We start from the raw sequence: 20,676 nt of genomic DNA, 5'->3' as shown, positions 1-20,676 counted from the left end.
GACGGCCAGAGCGTCCCGATGCCATGACGTGATCAGGCTGTGACCGGTCGTTCGACCAACGCCAGTGCGAGCTCCGGAAGTTCTGTGAGATCCGCCGCAGCCCCACTGAGCCAATGCACCCGTGGGTCGCGTCTGAACCAGGAATCCTGACGGCGCGCGAAGCGCTTGGTGGCACGGACCGTCTCGGCGCGCGCCTCGTCGTCGGTGCACTCCCCGGCGAGCGCCGCGAGCATCTGCTGGTAGCCGAGGGCGCGCGATGCCGTACGCCCCTCGCGCAGCCCCTGCGCCTCCAGTGCGCGCACTTCCTCGCCGAGACCGCCCTCCCACATGCGGTCCACGCGGCGGGCGATGCGCTCATCGAGCTCGGGGCGCGCCACGTCGACGCCGATCTGCAGGGTGTCGTAGACGGAGTCGTGTCCTGGGAGGTTGGCGGTGAAGGGCCTGCCGGTGATCTCGATGACCTCGAGGGCCCGGACGATCCGGCGGCCGTTGCTCGGCAGGATCGCGTGGGCCGCCTCGGGGTCGGCGACGGCCAGCCGGGCGTGCAGGGCGCCGGAACCTCTCAGGATGAGCTCCTCCTCCAGGCGGGCCCGCACGTCGGGATCCGTCCCGGGGAACTCCAGGTTGTCGACGGCCCCCCGGACGTACAGACCGGAGCCGCCGACGAGGACCGGCCAGCGGCCCTGCGCGAGCAGGGCGTCGATGCGGGCGCGCGCGAGCCGCTGGTACTCGGCGACGCTCGCCGTCACCGTCACGTCCCAGATGTCCAGGAGGTGGTGGGGGATGCCACCGCGTTCCTCGGGCGTCAGTTTGGCGGTGCCGATGTCCATCCCCCGGTAGAGCTGCATCGAGTCGGCGTTGACGACCTCACCGCCGAGGCGCTGGGCGAGGTGGACGCCGAGATCGGACTTTCCTGCCGCGGTGGGACCCACGACGGCGATGACCCGCGGAGCGGGGGCTGCACTACTCACCGCAACAGTCTCGCAAACCTCGGGACCACTTCTCGAACGAGCTACGTGACGGCACGGGTCCGGGGTCGTTGCCTGTTCGAGGTTCCAGCCGCCGGTTTTGAGGGCCGGTGACCCCGGGCGACGCAATGGGACGCACCGGGCGACGCGGAATTTCGCCCACACGAGTAGGGTATGGAGACGATATGGGTGTTTTTGCACGGCTTCTTGGCAGGGATGGGTCCAAGTCCAAGGAATCGAAGGAAACGTCAACCGCCGAGGCGCAGAGCGACACCCTGACAGCCGGATCCGAGGCGGAGGCCGAGGAAGCGGCCAAGGGGTCGGAGGGTGCTGAGACCCCCGCCGAGGCCGCGACGGAAGCCGAAGCGGAAGCTGCGACTGTGACTGCGGAGGCCGAGGAATCCGCGGCGGAGGCCGTCGACATTCCCAAGCAGCAGTCCGCCGAGGAGGCGGTCGACAGCGAGGCCGGCGAGGGCGCCCGCAAGTGACTGTTCCCGCGAGGGAAGGTGAACCATGAGTCTCCTGGACAGCTTGAAGGCCAGGCTCGCGCCGGCCAGGGAGAAGGTCTCTGACTTCGCGCAGCAGCACGAGGGCAGGATCGTCAAGATCGAACAGGGTCTCGACAAGGCCGCGAAGAGGGCCGACGAGAAGACCAAGGGCAAGTACAGCGCCAAGATCCAGACCGGCACGGGCAAGGCCAGGGGTGCCCTGGACCGGCTGGCGCACAGGGAGAACGGCGGCCCGGACGGTGGCGCGACGCCTCCGTCGCCCCCGCCGGCACCGCCCTCGGCATCCTGAGCGACACCACATCGGCGGACGGCCCCGGAGCACGTACGAGCTCCGGGCCGTCCGCCGTGTTCATGCGGTACGTCACTGCCCGAGGGCCTTCGTGCCCGCTCAGGGACGCGACGAGAGGGCCCTGCGCTGAAAGCCGCACCGACCCTCCCGGCTCCCGGCTCCCGGCTCCCGGCTCCCGGCTCCCGGCTCCCGGCTCCCGGCTCCCGGCTCCCGGGGGACGCTACGACCAGGCCGCCACCATGTACCCCACGCCGTAGGGCGCCTCCTCGTACAACAGGGCGCCCCCGAGCCCCGCCTCCTCCGCCGCGCCCGCGAGGACCTGCCAGGGGGCCCGGCCGCAGGCCTGCAGTTCGTGGGCCAGCTCGGCGTCCAGCGCCTTGAGAGCGGCCACGTCCGCCGCGCCCAGGGCACGCGCGACCTCCGCGTCGAAACCCGCCGCCCGCTCGTCCAGGTAGCCCGGCGCCTTCAGCGTGCGGCACGCGCTGGCGTCGCCCATGACCAGCAGGGCCACCCGCCCGGCCTGCGCGGCGATGTCCCTCCCGACTTGGATACACCGCTCGGCGGCGAGTGGTTCCCCCACGCCGAGGCCTTCCACTGGGGCATCGGACCAGTCGGTACGAGCGAGCAGCCACGCGGCGACCGCCAGCGAGGGGGGCAGTACGCGTCCGGCGCGCTCGGGCGTGAGCGAGGGCGTGGCCATGGCCGCGTCCTCCGGCGCGCCGGCCCGGTCCCCGCCGAGCCGCGCGCTGTTCCCGCCGAGCCGCACGTCGAGATCCACGCCGAAGCCGCGGAACGAACCGCGGGAGCCCTCGGGGTGCGGTCCGCGCCCGTCCTGCTCGGCGGGCCCCACGACCACCAGCCGGTCCGGGCGTGCGGCGGCCAGCACCCCCAGGGCGTCCGTGCACGCGGCACGAGCGGCGTCCAGTTCAGGCGCGGCCCCCGCGGCGACGTCGGGCACGAGCAGGGGCGGACAGGGGCACACGGCGGCGGCGACAAGCATGATCGGCAGCGTAACCCCGTACAACGGCCGCGCGTCACTCCTCGATGAGGACGTCCGTGAGGTCGATGACGGTCAGGAGGAGCACCACGAGCTTGCCGTCGCTGATCACGTACTCGACGAACAGGTTCCGGGACAGGGCTATCTCGCGGGTCGCCTCGTCGCCGCCCACGGAGTGCGACAGCTTGTGCCTCGGGTCGGTCACCAGTATGGCCAGCCCGCGGTCCAGGATCTCCCGGCGTTCGACGGGGAGGCTGTCCCTCACGCGGGCGGCGCGCTCGGTGAACTCCACGCTGTACGGCATGAGGGACCCCTTCCCGGCCCGTGACGTGGTCAGTCGCGGCTGCAGCCGCCGCCCGCGGCGACGGGCAGCGGTTCGGGTGCGCCGACCTGCGGGAGCCCCAGCATGACGCCGACGGGCTTGGCGGCCTCGGCGGTGTTGCGCTTCTCCCAGGCGTCCCCCGCGCGCGTGCGGCGCACGTCCAGCGTGGCCCCCTCGGCGAGGAGGTGGTGCGGGGCGGCGTACGTGATCTCGACGGTGACGACGTCGCCGGGACGGACCTCGGCGTCGGGCTTGGTGAAGTGCACCAGGCGGTTGTCGGGGGCGCGGCCGGAGAGGCGGTGCGTGGCGCCGTCCTTGCGGCCCTCGCCCTCGGCGACCATCAGTTCCAGCGTGCGGCCGACCTGCTTCTTGTTCTCGTCCCAGGAGATCTCCTCCTGAAGGGCCGACAGGCGCATGTAGCGCTCCTGCACGACCTCCTTGGGGATCTGCCCCTCCATGGTGGCCGCGGGGGTGCCGGGGCGCTTGGAGTACTGGAACGTGAAGGCCTGGGCGAAGCGGGCCTCGCGGACCGCGTGCAGGGTCTGCTCGAAATCCTCCTCGGTCTCGCCGGGGAAGCCCACGATGATGTCGGTGGTGATCGCCGCGTGCGGGATCGAGGCGCGCACCTTGTCGATGATTCCGAGGAACCGTTCCTGGCGATACGAGCGGCGCATCGCCTTCAGGACCGTGTCCGAGCCGGACTGCATCGGCATGTGCAGCTGCGGCATGACGTTCGGTGTCTCGGCCATCGCGGCGATGACGTCGTCCGTGAAGTCGCGCGGGTGCGGCGAGGTGAAGCGGACGCGCTCCAGGCCCTCGATCCTCCCGCAGGCCCGCAGCAGCTTGCTGAAGGCCTCGCGGTCGCCGATGTCGGAGCCGTAGGCGTTCACGTTCTGCCCGAGCAGGGTGATCTCGGAGACGCCCTCGCCGACCAGGGCCTCGATCTCGGCGAGGATGTCGCCGGTCCTGCGGTCCTTCTCCTTGCCGCGCAGCGCCGGGACGATGCAGAAGGTGCACGTGTTGTTGCAGCCGACGGAGATGGAGACCCAGGCGGCATACGCGCTCTCGCGGCGGGTCGGCAGCGTCGACGGGAACGCTTCGAGCGACTCGGCGATCTCGACCTGCGCCTCTTCCTGGACGCGGGCGCGCTCCAGGAGGACGGGGAGTTTGCCGATGTTGTGCGTACCGAAGACGACGTCCACCCAGGGCGCCTTCTTCACGATGGTGTCGCGGTCCTTCTGGGCGAGACAGCCGCCGACGGCGATCTGCATGCCGGGCCGCTTCGTCTTCATCGGGGCGAGCCTGCCGAGGTTCCCGTAGAGACGGTTGTCGGCGTTCTCGCGCACCGCGCAGGTGTTGAAGACGACGACGTCGGCGTCACCGTCGGAGCCCTCGGCGGCGCGTACGTAGCCGGCGTCCTCCAGGAGGCCCGAGAGCCGCTCGGAGTCGTGGACGTTCATCTGACATCCGTAAGTGCGCACTTCATACGTTCTCGTCAGGTCCACTGCCCGGCTCCGGTCGCTGCTGCTCATGCGACAAGGGTAGGTGGTGCCCGGAGTACGTCCCGCCCCGGAGCGGCGGGCCCGCTCGTGGAAGGCTGCCGCGCTTCCCGCGGCCGCCGCTGTGGGGCCGTGTACGCGGCCGAAGAGCCAGGCCTGGTCATCGGGGCCGGTGAGCTGGCAGGATCGCGCGCATGTTCCAGGCGATTCCCTCCATCGGCAGACGCCGGGCCCTGCAGGGCTCGGCCGCCGCCTTCGTGGCCTTCGGGCTGCTGCTGTGGTGGCTGCTGCCCCTGGAGGAGAGCTCTCCGGGCGGGAAGGTGGTCTTCAGCACGGGGACTCCGAGCGGCGTGTACCAGCTGTACGGAGAGCTGCTGCAGGAGGCGCTCGCCAAGGGCATGCCGCGTCTGGACGTGGACCTGGAGCAGAGCGACGGTTCGCAGGAGAACGTGCAGAAGGTGGCCACAGGAAAGGCCGACTTCACCATTGCGGCGTCCGACGCGGTGGAGAAGTACAAGGACGAGGGCGGACGCGGCGCGGACCAGTTGCGTGGCTGCGTGCGCCTGTACGACGACTACGTGCATGTGGTCGTCCCCCGCAAGTCCCCCGTGCACTCCATCGCGCAGCTGAAGGGCAAGCGGGTGGGGGTGGGGCAGGAGGCTTCCGGTGTGCGCCTGATCGCGGACCACGTGCTGGCGGCGGCCGACCTCGATCCGCGTAAGGACATCCAGCCGGTGTCCAAGGGCATCCAGGAAGTGCCGAAGCTGCTCGAATCGGGGAAGATCGACGCGTTCTTCTGGTCCGGCGGGCTCCCGACCAGCGCCGTCAGCAAACTCTCGGACCGCTTCGACATCAAACTGGTCCCGATCGGGGCCGACCTGGTCCAGAAGCTGCACAAGCCGGACGGGAGGTCCAGTTTCTACCGGGCCGCCCTCATGCCGGCCGACACCTACAACGACGGGGCCGAGAACGATGCCGGCGTACCGACACTGGCGGTGGCGAACCTTCTGGTGACGCGGGCCGGTACGGACGCGACGCTCGCCGAGGGGATCACCCGCACGGTGATCGACAGCCGCGACCGCATCGGTGAGAAGGTGCACGCCGCCCAGCGCGTGGACCTGCGGACCGCCATCTACACCGACCCTCTGCAACTTCACGAGGGCGCACGCCGCTACTACCGCTCGGTCAAGCCGTAGCGGCGATCGAGCTGTGAGGCGGTCCGGCCGCGGCGCGGGGCCCGGCCCGACCTGGACGGCGAAAGGGCCCCGACAGGCCCGTGTACGCCCGCTGAGGGCCCACTGAGGGCCCGTGTACGCCTGGTCAGGCCCCGGGGACCGTCCGTGGCACGGTGACCGTCACCTTCAGCCCGTGCGGGTCGTGGGAGGCGTACGTGATGGAGCCGCCGCCCGCGGAGAGCAGCGCCCGGGAGATCGACAGGCCGAGGCCCGAGCCCTTGATGTTCTGGTGGCCGGCGCTGCGCCAGAAGCGGTCGCCGACACGGGTCAGCTCCTCGTCGCTCAGACCGGGTCCGCGGTCGGTGACGACGATCCTGGACACCTCGCCGTTCGACGTCACCTCGACCTCGACGCACTCGCCCTCGGGCGTGAACTTCAGCGCGTTGTCGATGACCGCGTCCAGGGCGCTGGAGAGGGCGACGGGGTCGGCCCAGGCGGTCGTGGCGGGGCAGGTCCCGACGAGTCGTACGCCCTTGTCGTCGGCGACCGGCGACCAGGAGGCGACGCGTTCGGCGGTGAGCTCGCCGATGTCGGTGAGCCGCAGGTCCGCCTCGGCGTGCTCGGCGAGGGCGAGGTCCAGGAGGTCGTCCAGGACGTGGGCGAGGCGCTTGCCCTCCGTACGGACGGAGGCGATCTCCTCGTTGCCCTCGGGCAGTTCCAGGGCGAGCAGTTCGATGCGCAGCAGCAGGGCGGACAGGGGGTTGCGCAGTTGGTGCGAGGCGTCGGCGACGAAGGCGCGCTGCTGCTCCAGGACGTCCTCGACGTTGTCGGCCATCTCGTTGAACGACCGGGCCAGGCGCCTGAGTTCCGGTGGTCCGCCGGCGGCGGCGACCCGGGACTTCAGGCGGCCGGTCGCGATGTCGTGGGTGGTGGCGTCGAGGACGCGTACGGGCTTCAGCACCCAGCCGGTCAGGCGCAGCGCGGCGCCGAGCGCGAGAAGCATCGCGGCGGCCTCGCCGGCACCGATGACGAGCCAGCCGTGCAGGATCCTCGAGCGCATGGGCCCGGTGGGCGAGTCGGTGACCACCACCGCGACGACGTCACCGTCCCGGACGACGGGCGACGCGACGACGAGACGGTCCCGCTGCCACGGCCAGACCTGCGCCGGGTCGTGGCTGCGGCGGCCCTGCAGGGCTTCCTCGAAGGAGTCGTGGAGTTCACCGGCCCCGGGGAGGTACCAGTTCTGCGGCGCGTTCGCCATGACCTTCTTGTCGCGGTAGAAGACGCCGGCGTTGATGTCGTACAGATCCTGGTAGGTGTGGAGTTCCTGCAGCAGCGTCTTGCCGCGCGGTTCCGTGGGGCTGACCCGTGACCCCTCGGGGCGGTCGGCCACGAACTGGGCGAGGGACGCGAAGCGCGCCGTGTCGTCGATCCGGTCGACGACAACCTCCTGTTGCTGGGCCGCCGCGAGGCTCACGGCGAGGGGGACGCCGAGGGCGAGCAGGATGGCCGCCATCAGGATGATGAGCAGCGGGAGAAGGCGTGTGCGCACCTGGGCCCGCTACGCGGCGGGCGCGACGAGCCGGTAGCCGACGCCGCGCACGGTCTCGATGAGGGCCGGCATGCGCAGTTTGGAGCGCAGCGACGCGACGTGCACCTCCAGGGTGCGGCCGGTCCCCTCCCAGCTGGTGCGCCAGACCTCGCTGATGATCTGCTCCCGCCGGAACACCACTCCGGGGCGCTGCGCGAGGAGCGCCAGCAGGTCGAACTCCTTGCGGGTCAGCTGGACGACGGCACCGTCGACGCTGACCTGCCGTGTGGGCAGTTCGATGCGCACGGGCCCGAGGTGCAGCGCGGTGTCGCCCGACGCCGCGGCGTCGTCGGCGACGGTGCGCCGGGCGACGGCGTGGATACGGGCGAGGAGTTCGCCGGTGTCGTACGGCTTCACCACGTAGTCGTCGGCGCCGAGGTTGAGGCCGTGGATGCGGGAGCGTACGTCCGCGCGCGCGGTGACCATGATCACGGGCGTGCTGGTCCGCTTGCGGATCTTGCCGCAGACCTCGTACCCGTCCTGGTCGGGCAGGCCGAGGTCGAGGAGCACCACTCCGAAGCCGGCGCCTTCCGGGACGAGCGCCTGGAGGGCCTCCTCGCCGCTGCGGGCGTGTGTGACGTCGAAGCCGTGACGTGCGAGGACCGCGGACAGAGCGGCGGCCACGTGGTTGTCGTCCTCGACGAGGAGCAGTCTCATGTTGGCCCCCTTCGGTTCATCGGTCGTACGTTCTCGGCGGGTAGGCGTGGGCACGCGCGCGTGCACCCTGGAAGTCAGGCCGATGGACGCGGACGGCGTCAAGCATGTTCGGGGCGCGGCCCCGTTCCGTTACGCAGCCGGTACGCGCCCGGAGCGGCCTTCACGAAGAGTGTCCGTTTGCTGCCGGATCGTTATGCTCAATTTCCCCTCAGATGTAATGACGCTGGTCGTGCCGCGTTACTACTGTCCTCGCAACCGAGGAGGACGGAGCAAGAGGCCGATGACCGAAGTATCGGTGACCAAGGACGCCGTACCCGCGGCCGACGATCTGGTCGTGCTGAAGAACGTCAACAAGCACTTCGGCGCGTTGCACGTGCTCCAGGACATCGACCTGACCATCGCTCGTGGTGAAGTCGTCGTGGTCATCGGACCCTCCGGGTCCGGAAAGTCCACCCTGTGTCGCGCCATCAACCGCCTGGAGTCGATCGAGTCGGGAAGCATCTCGATCGACGGAAAGCCGCTGCCGGAGGAGGGCAAGGAACTCGCCCGCCTGCGTGCCGACGTCGGCATGGTCTTCCAGTCCTTCAACCTGTTCGCGCACAAGACGGTGCTCGAGAACGTGGTGCTGGGCCAGCTCAAGGTCCGCAAGACCGACAAGAAGGCCGCCGAGGAGAAGGCGCGCGGGCTGCTCGACCGTGTGGGCGTCACCGCCCAGGCGGACAAGTACCCCGCGCAGCTCTCCGGCGGACAGCAGCAGCGTGTCGCGATCGCACGGGCGCTGGCGATGGACCCCAAGGTCATGCTCTTCGACGAGCCGACGTCGGCTCTCGACCCGGAGATGATCAACGAGGTCCTGGAAGTCATGCAGCAGCTCGCGCGTGACGGTATGACGATGGTCGTAGTCACACATGAGATGGGTTTCGCCCGTTCGGCCGCGAACCGCGTCGTCTTCATGGCGGACGGGCGCATCGTCGAAGAGGCTGTGCCGGACCAGTTCTTCAGCAACCCGCGCAGCGACCGGGCGAAGGACTTCCTGTCGAAGATCCTGCACCACTGACGACCGAGTCAGCCGCCACCGACGGATCGCACATCTTCACCACTCAAAGGATGTTCACCATGAAGCTCCGCAAGGTCACCGCCGCCTCGGCCGCCGTCCTCGCACTCGCCCTCACGGCCACCGCGTGCGGCTCGGACGACAAGGACAGCGACAGCGCCGACACCGGCTCCTCCGGTGGCAACAAGAAGATCACCATCGGCATCAAGTTCGACCAGCCCGGCATCGGCCAGAAGACGCCGCAGGGCTACGAGGGCTTCGACGTCGACGTCGCCACGTACGTCGCCAAGAAGCTCGGCTACAACGAGGACCAGATCCAGTGGAAGGAAGCGAAGAGCGCCGACCGCGAGACCATGCTCCAGCGTGGTGACGTCGACTTCATCGCCGCCTCCTACTCGATCAACGACGAGCGCGCCGCGAAGGTCGACTTCGCCGGTCCGTACCTCCTGGCCCACCAGGACGTCCTGATCCGCTCCGACGACGACTCGATCAAGTCGCCGAAGGACCTCAACAGCAAGAAGCTGTGCTCGGTGACGGGCTCGACCTCGGCGCAGAACGTCAAGGACAAGCTCGCCCCCAAGGCCCAGCTGCAGCAGTACCCGACGTACTCGGCGTGCCTGACCGGTGTGCAGAGTGGCGCCATCGACGCGCTGACCACGGACGACTCGATTCTTGCCGGTTACGCCTCGCAGGCGAACTTCAAGGGCAAGTTCAAGCTCGGTGGCTTCAAGATGACCAACGAGAACTACGGCATCGGCGTCAAGAAGGGCAGCGACCTCAAGGCCAAGATCAACACGGCCCTGGAGGAGATGGTCTCCGACAAGTCGTGGGACAAGGCCGTGGAGGACAACTTCGGCCCGGCCGGCTACAAGAACGAGCCCGCCCCGAAGATCGGCAACATCGTCAAGTGAAGCGGGACCTGACCTGACTGGTGCGCCGTCCTCCGGGGCGGCGCACCAGTCAGGAGGGCCCCTCCCCACACGCGGAAGCGCGGGAGATCGTGTTCGACTTTCTTGAAGGTTACGACCTGTGGGAAGCCTTCTGGACGACGGTGCAGCTGACCGTCCTCTCCGCCGTCGGCTCCCTGATCTGGGGAACGCTGCTGGCCGCCATGCGCGTCGGCCCGGTGCCTCTGATGCGCGGTTTCGGTACCGCTTACGTCAACATCGTGCGGAACATCCCGCTCACCGTGATCATTCTGTTCACGTCGCTCGGGCTCAACCAGACGTTCGGGGTCACCCTCGGCTCGGATCAGACCGACACCACCAATTTCCGGCTCGCGGTCCTCGGTCTGATCATGTACACCTCGGCCTTCGTGTGTGAGGCGCTGCGGTCCGGCATCAACACGGTCCCCGTCGGCCAGGCCGAGGCGGCGCGCGCCATCGGCCTGAACTTCAGGCAGGTCCTCACGCTGATCGTGCTGCCGCAGGCGTTCCGTTCGGTCGTCGGCCCGCTGGCGAACGTCCTGATCGCGTTGACGAAGAACACCACGGTGGCCGCCGCGATCGGTGTGGCCGAGGCGTCGCTGCTGATGAAGGAGATGATCGAGAACGAGGCGCAGCTCATCGCGATCTCCGCGGTCTTCGCGTTCGGATTCGTGTGTCTGACGCTGCCGACCGGTCTGTTCTTCGGCTGGCTGAGCAAGAAGGTGGCGGTGAAGCGATGAGCTCGGTCCTCTACGACTCGCAGGGCCCGCGGGCCAAGCGGCGGAACATCCTGATCTCGGTGTTGTTCCTCGCCGCTCTCGCCGGGGTGCTGTGGTGGATGTACACCATGCTCGACGAGAAGGGCCAGCTCCAGTGGGTGCTGTGGGAGCCCTTCTTCACCGGCACCGAGGCCTGGAACACGTACCTCTGGCCGGGCCTGCAGAACACGCTGAAGGCCGCGGCACTCGCCATGGTCATCGCACTGCCTCTCGGCGCGGTCCTGGGTATCGCACGGCTGTCCGAGCATGCCTGGGTGCGTGTGCCGGCCGGTGTCGTGGTGGAGTTCTTCCGCGCCATCCCGGTGCTGGTGCTCATGATCTTCGGCCTGGCGCTGTTCTCCGAGTACACGAGCGTCAACACGGACGACCGTCCGCTGTACGCGGTCGTCACCGGCCTGGTGCTCTACAACTCCTCGGTCCTCGCGGAGATCGTCCGGGCAGGCATCCTGTCGCTGCCCAGAGGACAGGCCGAGGCCGCGCTGGCGGTCGGTCTGCGCAAGAACCAGGTGATGCGGTTCATCCTGCTGCCGCAGGCGGTCACGGCGATGCTGCCGGCGATCGTCAGCCAGCTCGTGGTGATCGTGAAGGACACGGCGCTCGGTGGCGCGGTCCTCACCTTCCCCGAGCTGCTCGCGTCGGCCAGCTCGATGATCGGCTACTACGGCAACCCCATCGCCAGCTTCACCGTCGTCGCCGTGATCTTCATCGTGCTCAACTTCGCTCTCACCAGCTTCGCGAGCTGGCTGGAGGGCCGGCTGCGCCGCGGCAAGCGGTCCACCGGAGCGGTTCTCGGAGCTGACGCGGTCGACGAGCTCAGCGCACCTGGTGACCACGTGGACGTCACCCATGACGGCGGTAAGAAGGGCCCGTGAACAGCCCGCACTCACCGAAGAACTGACGAGATGTGAGCAACCGGAGGCAGTGGCGTGTTCGCCACTGCCTCCGTCACTTGACGCAAGCAGCGGCAATGGGTTGCATACGTTCTGTGATCGTGTACCCCGCTCCACCTGCAAGTCCCGGTAGGACACTCAGGACGCCGCTCCGGGCAGGGGGCACCGCGCCGTGGACCCGGTGATCATTGTCGGAGCGGGGCCCGTGGGACTCACGCTCGCCCTGGCGCTGGCGCGTCAGGAGGTTCCGTCGGTCGTTCTGGACGAGGGCCCCGGAAAGGACGAACAGCGGCTCGCGCGCACGGTCGTTCTGCGCGAGGACACGGCTGCTCTGGTCGAGCGGCTGACGGGCTTCCCCGTCACCGAGGCCGGTTTCCGTTGGGCCGGATGGCGGTCGCTGCGACGCAAGCAGGTGATGCGTCGGATCACGTTCGGCGAGGACGAGCCCGCCCTCCTGCACATCCCCCAGCACGTACTGACCGCTGCCCTGCGGGAGGCGATCAAGGCCGAGCGCCTGGTGAAGATCGCCGTGGAGAGCCGTCTCGACTCGGTCGAGCAGGAGACCGCGGGCGTGACGGCGCACACGCGGGGCCCCCAGGGCACGTGGTGGCGCGGCAGCTATCTGGTCGGCTGCGACGGACCGCGATCGACGGTGCGCAAGCTCCAGGACATCCGCTTCCCCGGCCGCACCGCGGTGGAACGACACGCCGTCGCGGCGCTGCGGGTGGAACTCCCGTGGCCCGGTGAGGCGTTGTTGCACCGTGTGCCGCCGTGGCGCATGTCGGGCCCCTCGGCCGGAGAGGTGACCGCACGACCGCTCGCCGAGGACGTCTGGCGTCTGGACTGGCTGCTGCCGCCGGGGAAGGACCTGGTCACACCGGACCTGCTGGTGGCGCGGGTCCGCGAGACCCTGGCGGGCTGGAGCGGGGGCACCACGCCGCCGTACGAGCTGCTCGACACCGGAGTCCACACGGTCCATCACCGGCTGGCGCGCCGGTGGCGGTCCGGCCGTGTCTTCCTCGCCGGGGACGCGGCGCATCTGCTGGGCGCCCTCGGCACTCAGGGTCTCGACGAGGGCCTGCGGGACGCCGACAACCTCGCATGGAAACTGGCTCTCGCCTGGCACCACGGTCCGCACGAGCCGCTGCTCGACAGCTACCAGGTGGAGCGTCGCTCGGTCGTCGCGGCCCGGCTGCGCGCCGCCGACCAGGCGTTGCCGGTGCTGCGTGCCGGGGGCCTGCGGTCCGCGGTGCCGGGGTCGGCACGCGGCCATGACGCCCTGCTCACCGACGGCCACCTGGGGCGCGGTCCATTGGGTGAGCCGGGGGCGTACGCCGATTCGCCGCTCGCGCCTCCGCACGCCGAGTCCTCGGTCGAGGTCGACACGGCCCTCGGGGCTCCGGTCGCCGACGTGCAGGTGACGGCGGAGGACGGTTCGTCCGTGTCGCTGCGGGACCGGCTGGGCCGGGGGGCGCTTCTTGTCCTGCTGATCGCGCCGGGGACCGTGGTGTGGGAGCGCAAGCACTGGGTGACGGCCGGGATCATGCCGCGTCTCGCCGCCGCGGTGACCGCACTGCCGCACCGGGCCGAGCTGCTGGTGGCGGAGAGCTACCCGGGCGCTGCCCCGCACACGGTGCTGCTGATCCGCCCGGACGGGCACCTGGTCACGGCGTTGAGCGGGGTGCGCCCGGCGGATCTGTACGAGGCGGCGGAGGCGACCCTGGGTGGCCCGCGGGCCGCGGCGGAGGCCACCGCGGGCACCTCCTGAGAGCCTGTTGTCGACCCTCTGCCGGCTGTTTGTCCAGTCGGTGACACTGAATTGACCGGTCCGCACCGTCATGGTGTACTCCGGATCGTGACCGACACCTGTGTGCGCCTGTGGCGGAGGGTCCATATGGACCTCGTCCGCTATGCGGGCTGCGTGTGTCGCCCGTCCTGCTGAATTCGCATCTCTCCTCCTGCGCCTGCGGCCTCCGTGCTGCGGCGCTCCCACGCGAACGCCTCTCAGGACGGTACCTGTGTCTGTGTCACCCTCTGTTCCCGCATCCGCCTCCTCCGCGGCCTCCGCTCAGGTCGGTACTCCCACCCAGGCCGAGCTGCTGGACTTCGTGCGGCGCACGGCCGCCGACGCCGAGCTGATCGCCTCTCTGCCTCTCGACCCCGAGGGCCGTACGTGGGTGCGGCTCGAGGGGCCCGGCGGCAGCGAGGCCTGGCTCATCGGCTGGCCGCCCGGCACGGGCACCGGCTGGCACGACCACGCCGAGTCGGTGGGCGCCTTCCTCACCGCGTCGGGTGAGCTCAAGGAGAACTCGCTGGTCGCCCGGCTTCCCACCGACGGCTGGAAAACCCTCGAACTCACCGAGGGGATCGACCGTGAGCGGCGGCTGTCGGCCGGCAAGGGGCGTTCCTTCGGCCGCCACCACGTGCACGAGGTGCTCAACGAGTCGACGCAGGAGCACGCCGTCTCCGTGCACGCCTACTACCCTCCGCTGCCGCGGATCAGCCGCTACAGCCGCAGCGGACAGGTCCTGCGCCTCGAGCAGGTCGAGCGCCCCGAGGACTGGCAGTGACGGTCGAACGACCCGTGGCGGCCGAAAGCCCCGTGGCGGCCGAAGGCCCCGTGGGGATCGACGAGTTGCTGGAGCGGGTGCGTGCGGGCCTGGATCGTGTGGAGGCCATGGCCGCGTACGAGGCCGCTCGTGCCGACGGGGCGCTCCTCGTCGACATCCGGTACGCGGCGTTGCGTGAGCGCGACGGTCTGATTCCCGGGGCACTCGTCGTCGAGCGCAACGAGCTGGAGTGGCGGCTCGATCCGGTGGGCAGCCACCGCGTTCCCGAAGCCACGGGCCACGACCTGCGCGTCGTGGTCGTCTGCAACGAGGGCTACGCGTCGAGCCTCGCGGCCGCGTCCCTACGGCAGTTGGGACTCCACCGGGCCACGGACCTGGTGGGAGGCTTCCAGTCCTGGCGGACGGCAGGACTGCCGGTGACTGCCGCTCCGACGGGCGGCGCGGGTGCGCCCACACCCACGGCTACGCCCACGGCTCCGGCTCCGGCTCCGGCTCCGGCTACTTGAGAGCCTCGGCCCTCGGCAGCGAAGTCCCTCTCCCGGGCTTACTTCACCCGCCCGTTGGGCATAGCTAGCGGTGGGGGCCCCTTCATGTAAGGGGCCCCCACCATTGCGTACCGCCCCTTACTCCCTGGCCGTCGCCGCCGTAACAGGACGGACCCTGAGGGCGACTCGGCCGGGCAACGCCGTGGCGACGAGGGCGAGCAGTCCGGCGGACGCCACCACCGTTGCGTACACCAGGGGTGTTATCGCCGGGGCCGCGCTGCCGGTCATGCCGATGCTGAAGGCCGTGAGAACGGCGAGCGCGATGCCACTGCCGAGGGCCGTGGCGAGGAACAGGACCGACAGCGCCTCGGTCCGCAGCATGCGCAGCACCTGTCGCCGGGTGGCCCCGGCAAGTCGGAGGAGCGCGAACTCACGGACCCGTTCGGCGACCGACATGGCCAGTGTGTTGACGACCGCGATGGCGGTGAAGGCCAGGACGAGTCCCATGGCGAAGAGGTTGACCTCGGCGTTCGCCTGCTGCCGCTGGGCCTGCAACGAGTCCGCGGTGGCCGGTGAGAGAACCCGGACTCCCGGGAACTCCCGGACGGCGGCGGCGAGTTCTTTCTGTGGACGGGAGGTGGAGACGAGGACCGTGGTCGCGAGCGGGTTGTCGACGTGCCGGGTGACCAGGTCGTGGGCCATGGTGAGGTCGCCGAAGCCGAGCCCTTTCGCGTAGATGGCGGCGACGGTGAGGGTGGCAGGTGTTCCGTCACCGAGGGTGAGTTTCAAGGGACTGCCGGGCTTCAAGCCGAGTTGGTCCGCGGCGAGTTCACTGACGGCGACGGTGTCGTTCGTGAGTTCGGTGAGGGATCCGGCGGTGACGTCGGGGTCCCAGGTGCGGGCCAGGCCGGTGGGCGTGATGCCCTGCGCCGCGTACTTGTCGAGTCCGACACGGACGGTCGTGCGGACGACCTCGGTGGCGACGTCGCGGTTCGTCCGCAGCTGCTGTGCGGCCTGTGCCGGGATGCCGGGACCTTCGGCGGCGAGGACCCAGTCCGCGCGAACGCCTTCGCGGGCCTGGGTGCGGGCGGCGTGCCCCAGAGTCGGCTGGACGAAGAGGACGGTGCAGGTCATGCCGATGAGGAGGGTGAGCGGGGTGACCACGGAGGCCATCCGGGCGGCGTTGCCGCGCAGATTGGCGGTGGCGAGCCTGCTTCCCGGGCCGGTGAGCCGCAGCGGAGTGCCCAGGATCGCCACGGCTGCTCTGACCAGGAGCGGGCCGAGCAGGGCGACGGCGGAGGCAAGCACCACGACGGCCAGGAAGGTCACGGGAGTCGAGGCCGGTTCGGTGCGCAGCACGCTGAGTACGGCGACGAGGACGGCGCCTGCGGCGAGCAGCACGAGCCCCGCGAGGATGCGGCCCCAGGCGGGGCGGTCTCGCTCTGTCCTGGCCTCGGCGAGCGCCTCTGCCGGGCGAATACGGGAGATGCGGCGTGAGGAGACGCGCGCTGCGGCCCAGGCGCCGATGAGGGTGGCGGCGACGGCGGCGAACAGCGGGAACACGCTGACCGTGTGCTGAAGCGTGGCGGGCACGGCGCCCAGGGCGACGAACCTTCCGTGCAGCCAGCCGCCGAGTGGCAGTCCGGCGAGGGCTCCGGTGACGCCTGCGGCCGCGCCGACCAGCAGGGCCTCTCGGCCGAGGAGCTTGCGGATCTGTTGTGGTGTGGCGGCGATGGCGCGCAGCAGGGCGAGTTCGCGGTGTCGTTGCTGGACGGAGAGCACGAAGGTTCCGACGACCACGAGGACTGCGACGAGGAGGGAGGTGCCGCCCATCGCGCCGCCCATGCTGACGAGCTTGATCCGGGCGGCGGCCGCGTCCAGGAACTCGACGGGGCCTCGCGCCTCACCCGCGGCGACCTGTGCGGTCGTCCCGTGCAGCGCCTTGGTCACGGCCGTTTCGAGGGTGGCGGTGTCGGTCCCCTTGGCCGGGATGACGCCGAAGGCCGTGACCTTGCCGGGGTGTGCGGCGAGGCGCCGGGCTTCGGCGGCCGAGAAGAAGAGGGAGGTCTGGTGGCGTATGGCGTCTCCGGCGGGCACCGCGATGCCGGTGACGCGGTACGTACGCGGGCTGCGCGTGGACTGGACGGTGAGACGGTCACCGGGCTCGAGCCGGGCCCGGTCGGCGAGGTGACGGTCGATGACCAGATCGCCCGGCGCCCGGGGAGGCACGCCGGCGGCAAGGGTGTAGGGGGTGAGGGGCGCGGAGTCCCAGGCGTGGCCGTAGGCCGTGCGACCGCCTGTGCCGGCGGGGGTCAACGGTTCGGCGAGGAAGGTCACCTCGGGGATGACGCGTTGGACGCCGGGGACCGCGGCGAGTCTCGCGGTGAGGGTTTCCGGCAGCCAGGCCCGCTCGGCGATGGGTTTGGCCTTGTGCTTGGTCTTGGTCTTGCCCTTCTTGTGCTTGACGGTGGTCTGGTGGACGTTCTGGTCGGCGGAGACCAGGACGGGGGTGGCGGCGTAGCGCTCCGTGCGGATGGTGCCGTGCAGTCCGGTTTCGAGGAGGGTGCCGCAGGCGGCGATGAGGGCGGCCGCGCACATCAGGGCGAGGAAGGCGCCGATGAAGCCGCCTTTGCGGTGCCGGACGGTCTGCAGGGCGTAGCGCAGCATCATGGTGTCCCGGCCTCTCCGTTGTTGGCTTCTGCCCTGTTGGCTTCGGCCCTGTTGGCTTCGGCCCTGTTGGCTTCGGCCCTGTCGCCGTGGCCCCTGTGGGCCTGGTCCCCGTTGTCCCCGTCCCCGCTGTTTCGGTTCCCGGGGCCTTCGACGCCGTTGTCCTCGTCGTCGGGTGGGTCGCCGGGCGTGAGGTCGCCCGCGGTGTCCGCCTGAGCGGGGAAGGCGAGAAAGCGGGTGAGTACCGTGCGGGCGCCGGGCGGGGTGTCCGCCCCTGGGCGCTTGTACCGGTTGAGGAGGGCGATGTACTCCTCGAAGAACGCGCGGAGTTCGGGGAGCGTCAGCCGCACCGTGCCGCGGGAGTACGGGAAGGCGTCGGCCCATGGCTCGTCGCCCGCGGCCCGCTGGAGTTGCTCGAAGAGTTCGAGGTCGGCGGCGTACGCGTGGTGGTTCAACTCGTCCATGACGAGCCGCATCTCGGGGCTCTGGCGGCTGCGCGGCGGGAAGCGGCGGTCTCCGGGGACGGCCCGCCACCAACGCTCCCGACCCCGTCCGTTGGCACCCGTCTCCTCGACGAAGCCGTAGCGCGCGAGTTCACGCAGGTGGTAGCTGGTGGCACCGGTGTTGAGCTGGAGTGCACGGGCCAGCGTCGCGGAGGTGGCGGGGCCGTGCACGGTGAGGTGCTGCAGCACGCTCTGTCGGCGAGGGTGGGCAAGCGCTCGGAGTGCGCCCAGGTCGGAGATCTCACCCGGGGCGTGGCCAGTCCCACCGGGAGTGGGAGTTGCATGACCTGGGTTCGTGGGGTCTGCGGCGTCGGGTTCCTGTGCCATGCGTACACAGTCGTCTGTGCACAGGTGTCTGTGCACTGCGGTCGCCCGGCGTCCTGTAAGGGGGGCTACCCCCACCACCTGCCACGGCAACAGCGTCTCGGCGTACGGGCGTTGTCACCTGCCCGCAATCGGACCATCCCGAAGCGTCCCGGCGGCTCCGGGCCCTCCACGGCACCGGACCCGCCTCGTCAACTCCGGGCCCGCCCCACGGCACCGGACCCGAACGCGGTGGGCGCCCCCGCGCGTCCACCGTGCCCAAGCTCCAGCGCCGTACGCAGGCCCGGAGTCGGCGGGCCGCAGAGGGGCGGCCCAGAGCCGGCGGGCGTCGGCCGCCTGGCCCTGAGACGGGCAGTGCCCGTCTCACTCGACGGCCGGTCCGGGATCCCTCTAGAACGCCTCGTCGCCGAGGAACTCCGTGTCCTCGCCCTCTTCTTCGAGTGCCTGCCTGACCACGCGGAGGGCTGTGCCCTGGGAGTAGCCCTTGCGGGCGAGCATGCCCGCGAGACGTCGTATGCGCTTGTCGCGGTCGAGGCCGCGGGTGGAACGCAGCTTGCGCGCCACGAGGTCGCGTGCGGTCGCCTCCTCCTGGTCGGAGTCGAGCTGCCCGACCGCCTCGTCGATCAGTGTGGCGTCCACACCCTTGTTCCGCAGCTCCTGGGCGAGGGCCCGCCGGGCGAGGCCCCGGCCGTGGTGGCGGGACTCCACCCAGGCGTCCGCGAAGGCACCGTCGTTGATCAGTCCGACCTCTTCGAAGCGGGACAGCACCTCGTCCGCCACGTCGTCCGGGATCTCACGCTTGCGCAGTGCGTCCGCGAGTTGTTTTCGCGTGCGCGGGGTCCCGGTGAGCAGGCGCAGGCAGATCGCCCGCGCCCGCTCAGCCGGGTCCCCTGGGGGCTCCCCCTTCTCGGCCCTCGACGAGGAAGGGGGGCCTCCGTCCTGTGGGCCGCCGGAAGCCTCTCCGAAGCCGCGCCGGCGACCGCGTGCCCGGCCGGTGCGGCCTCCGCGGCTCCGGCCGCTCTCGTCCCGTGAGCCGCCGTCCCGCGCTTCGTCGCCCCCGTACGGCCAGTCACCGCCGCCGCCCCGGTCGGCACCACCCCGTGATCCACCGCCCGGTGAACCGCTGTCGTCCCACGGATCGTCACCGTCTCGCGGATCGTCACCGCGGGACGGGCCGACGCCACGGCGTGCGGCGCCGACCGGTCGGCCGTCGCCCCCGTGATCGCCGTATCCCCCACCGATGTCCGAGGCAGCGGGGCCGTACGGCTCGTCACCGCCGTACGGTTCGCCGCCTTCGTACGCGCTGTTCCTGTCTCCGGCCACACCGATGTCTTCCCCGTAGCCCTGCCCCTCGGGGGCGACGGGGTAGACGTGCTCGGCCCAGTCCGTTCGTCGTGTCACGGACTAGCTCTTGGCCGCCGCGGCCTTGGGCTTGACGGCCTTGGCCGCGGGAGCGGGAACCGTCTTCGCGGTCTCACCCGCAGCGGCCGGCACCGCCGCGTCCGCGCCCGGCTCGGCAGTGGGCTGCTCCGGCTTCACACCGACGCCCAGCTTCTCCAGGATCTTCTTCTCGATCTCGTTGGCGAGGTCGGGGTTGTCCTTGAGGAAGTTGCGCGCGTTCTCCTTGCCCTGGCCGAGCTGGTCGCCCTCGTACGTGTACCAGGCGCCGGCCTTGCGGACGAAGCCGTTCTCCACGCCCATGTCGATCAGGCCGCCCTCGCGGCTGATGCCCTGCCCGTAGAGGATGTCGAACTCGGCCTGCTTGAAGGGCGGTGCGACCTTGTTCTTGACGACCTTGACACGGGTGCGGTTGCCGACCGCGTCGGTGCCGTCCTTCAGGGTCTCGATACGACGGATGTCGAGCCGCACCGAGGCGTAGAACTTCAGGGCCCGGCCACCGGTCGTGGTCTCCGGCGAGCCGAACATCACGCCGATCTTCTCGCGGAGCTGGTTGATGAAGATCGCGGTGGTCTTCGACTGGTTGAGCGCGCTGGTGATCTTCCGCAGGGCCTGGCTCATCAGACGGGCCTGCAGACCCACGTGCGAGTCGCCCATCTCGCCCTCGATCTCCGCGCGCGGCACCAGGGCGGCGACGGAGTCGATGACGATGAGGTCGAGAGCGCCGGAGCGGATCAGCATGTCCACGATTTCCAGAGCCTGCTCGCCGTTGTCCGGCTGCGACAGGATGAGGTTCTCGATGTCGACGCCGAGCTTCTTCGCGTACTCGGGGTCGAGGGCGTGCTCCGCGTCCACGAAGGCCACCTGGCCGCCGGCCTTCTGCGCGTTCGCCACCGCGTGCAGGGTCAGGGTCGTCTTGCCGGACGACTCCGGGCCGTACACCTCCACCACTCGGCCGCGCGGCAGGCCGCCGACGCCGAGTGCGACGTCGAGTGCGGTCGACCCGGTGGGGATGACCTCGATGGGCTCGTTCGGCCGCTCGCCGAGGCGCATCACCGCACCCTTGCCGAATT

The 20,676-nt window shown here is 70.3% G+C and carries 21 protein-coding genes; 11 read left to right on the top strand and 10 right to left on the bottom strand.

All coding sequences use genetic code 11. The features are described from left to right. Positions 1-32: 32 nt before the first annotated feature. Positions 33-971: a tRNA (adenosine(37)-N6)-dimethylallyltransferase MiaA gene (miaA, locus tag KUF83_RS37885; RefSeq protein ID WP_217459595.1), complete on the bottom strand. Its 939-nt coding sequence runs from the start codon at positions 969-971 to the stop codon at positions 33-35. Between the two features lie 182 nt (positions 972-1,153). Between miaA and KUF83_RS37880 the strand changes: the two genes are divergently transcribed. Beyond that, positions 1,154-1,456, top strand: coding sequence for a hypothetical protein (locus KUF83_RS37880; protein ID WP_217459594.1), 303 nt, complete (start codon positions 1,154-1,156; stop codon positions 1,454-1,456). 25 nt (positions 1,457-1,481) lie between these two features. Then, positions 1,482-1,766, top strand: coding sequence for an antitoxin (locus KUF83_RS37875; protein ID WP_217459593.1), 285 nt, complete (start codon positions 1,482-1,484; stop codon positions 1,764-1,766). 220 nt (positions 1,767-1,986) lie between these two features. On the opposite strand, the gene KUF83_RS37870 is transcribed toward KUF83_RS37875, so the two are convergent. From KUF83_RS37870 to miaB, 3 genes are read right to left on the bottom strand one after another with little or no spacing between them, the layout of a single operon-like run. Beyond that, a complete protein-coding gene (locus KUF83_RS37870; protein WP_217459592.1) occupies positions 1,987-2,766 on the bottom strand; it encodes a class III extradiol dioxygenase subunit B-like domain-containing protein in 780 nt (259 codons plus the stop codon). A 34-nt stretch (positions 2,767-2,800) separates the two neighbouring features. Further along, on the bottom strand, positions 2,801-3,067 hold the full coding sequence (locus KUF83_RS37865; protein WP_217459591.1) for a hypothetical protein: 267 nt from the start codon (positions 3,065-3,067) through the stop codon (positions 2,801-2,803). 29 nt (positions 3,068-3,096) lie between these two features. Next, on the bottom strand, positions 3,097-4,617 hold the full coding sequence (gene miaB, locus KUF83_RS37860) for a tRNA (N6-isopentenyl adenosine(37)-C2)-methylthiotransferase MiaB (RefSeq protein WP_217459590.1): 1,521 nt from the start codon (positions 4,615-4,617) through the stop codon (positions 3,097-3,099). Positions 4,618-4,778: 161 nt separating this feature from the next. Here miaB and KUF83_RS37855 point away from each other — a divergent pair, with 161 nt between their 5' ends. Next, positions 4,779-5,780 (top strand): TAXI family TRAP transporter solute-binding subunit, encoded by a 1,002-nt coding sequence (locus KUF83_RS37855; protein ID WP_217459589.1) that lies wholly within the window; start codon positions 4,779-4,781, stop codon positions 5,778-5,780. Between the two features lie 124 nt (positions 5,781-5,904). Here the strand turns inward: KUF83_RS37855 and KUF83_RS37850 are convergent, their stop codons facing one another. Together KUF83_RS37850 and KUF83_RS37845 are read right to left on the bottom strand one after the other, a co-directional pair. After that, positions 5,905-7,311, bottom strand: coding sequence for a HAMP domain-containing sensor histidine kinase (locus KUF83_RS37850; RefSeq protein ID WP_217459588.1), 1,407 nt, complete (start codon positions 7,309-7,311; stop codon positions 5,905-5,907). Between the two features lie 9 nt (positions 7,312-7,320). Continuing rightward, positions 7,321-8,007: a response regulator transcription factor gene (locus KUF83_RS37845; protein WP_217459587.1), complete on the bottom strand. Its 687-nt coding sequence runs from the start codon at positions 8,005-8,007 to the stop codon at positions 7,321-7,323. Between the two features lie 280 nt (positions 8,008-8,287). Between KUF83_RS37845 and KUF83_RS37840 the strand changes: the two genes are divergently transcribed. The 8 genes from KUF83_RS37840 (at position 8,288) to KUF83_RS37810 (ending at position 14,732) form a co-directional block, all read left to right on the top strand. Beyond that, complete coding sequence (locus tag KUF83_RS37840; protein ID WP_217459586.1) at positions 8,288-9,064, top strand: amino acid ABC transporter ATP-binding protein; 777 nt, start codon at positions 8,288-8,290, stop codon at positions 9,062-9,064. 59 nt (positions 9,065-9,123) lie between these two features. Then, positions 9,124-9,972, top strand: a complete 849-nt coding sequence (locus KUF83_RS37835; RefSeq protein WP_217459585.1) for a glutamate ABC transporter substrate-binding protein — start codon at positions 9,124-9,126, stop codon at positions 9,970-9,972. 89 nt (positions 9,973-10,061) lie between these two features. Next, positions 10,062-10,727: an amino acid ABC transporter permease gene (locus KUF83_RS37830; RefSeq protein ID WP_217459584.1), complete on the top strand. Its 666-nt coding sequence runs from the start codon at positions 10,062-10,064 to the stop codon at positions 10,725-10,727. Further along, complete coding sequence (locus tag KUF83_RS37825) at positions 10,724-11,638, top strand: amino acid ABC transporter permease (RefSeq protein WP_217459583.1); 915 nt, start codon at positions 10,724-10,726, stop codon at positions 11,636-11,638. Before KUF83_RS37830 ends, KUF83_RS37825 begins: the two co-directional genes overlap by 4 nt. A 190-nt stretch (positions 11,639-11,828) precedes the next feature. After that, the gene (locus tag KUF83_RS37820; protein WP_217459582.1) at positions 11,829-13,424 is read left to right on the top strand and encodes an FAD-dependent monooxygenase; all 1,596 of its coding nucleotides are present in this window, start codon (positions 11,829-11,831) and stop codon (positions 13,422-13,424) included. An 87-nt stretch (positions 13,425-13,511) separates the two neighbouring features. Continuing rightward, positions 13,512-13,598: a putative leader peptide gene (locus tag KUF83_RS43140; RefSeq protein WP_313960178.1), complete on the top strand. Its 87-nt coding sequence runs from the start codon at positions 13,512-13,514 to the stop codon at positions 13,596-13,598. Between the two features lie 76 nt (positions 13,599-13,674). Continuing rightward, positions 13,675-14,226 carry a cysteine dioxygenase family protein gene (locus KUF83_RS37815; RefSeq protein ID WP_217459581.1) on the top strand — a complete coding sequence of 184 codons (552 nt, stop codon included), beginning with the start codon at positions 13,675-13,677 and terminating at the stop codon, positions 14,224-14,226. A gap of 56 nt (positions 14,227-14,282) precedes the next feature. Then, a complete protein-coding gene (locus KUF83_RS37810; protein ID WP_374106242.1) occupies positions 14,283-14,732 on the top strand; it encodes a rhodanese-like domain-containing protein in 450 nt (149 codons plus the stop codon). 117 nt (positions 14,733-14,849) lie between these two features. On the opposite strand, the gene KUF83_RS37805 is transcribed toward KUF83_RS37810, so the two are convergent. The 4 genes from KUF83_RS37805 to recA form a co-directional block, all read right to left on the bottom strand. Beyond that, complete coding sequence (locus KUF83_RS37805) at positions 14,850-17,381, bottom strand: FtsX-like permease family protein (protein WP_217459580.1); 2,532 nt, start codon at positions 17,379-17,381, stop codon at positions 14,850-14,852. Further along, complete coding sequence (locus KUF83_RS37800; RefSeq protein WP_302828598.1) at positions 17,378-18,208, bottom strand: helix-turn-helix domain-containing protein; 831 nt, start codon at positions 18,206-18,208, stop codon at positions 17,378-17,380. Before KUF83_RS37800 ends, KUF83_RS37805 begins: the two co-directional genes overlap by 4 nt. Before the next feature lie 387 nt (positions 18,209-18,595). Beyond that, positions 18,596-19,606, bottom strand: coding sequence for a recombination regulator RecX (recX, locus tag KUF83_RS37795; protein WP_217459579.1), 1,011 nt, complete (start codon positions 19,604-19,606; stop codon positions 18,596-18,598). A 3-nt stretch (positions 19,607-19,609) separates the two neighbouring features. Then, positions 19,610-20,676 (bottom strand): recombinase RecA (recA, locus tag KUF83_RS37790; RefSeq protein ID WP_217459578.1); only part of this gene is annotated, 1,067 nt, incomplete at its 5' end.

The organism is Streptomyces sp. BV286, assembly GCF_019090165.1.
GTDB lineage: Bacteria > Actinomycetota > Actinomycetes > Streptomycetales > Streptomycetaceae > Streptomyces.
Note: the sequence above shows the minus strand (reverse complement) of the source record. Positions and strands in the feature narration are given on the sequence as shown.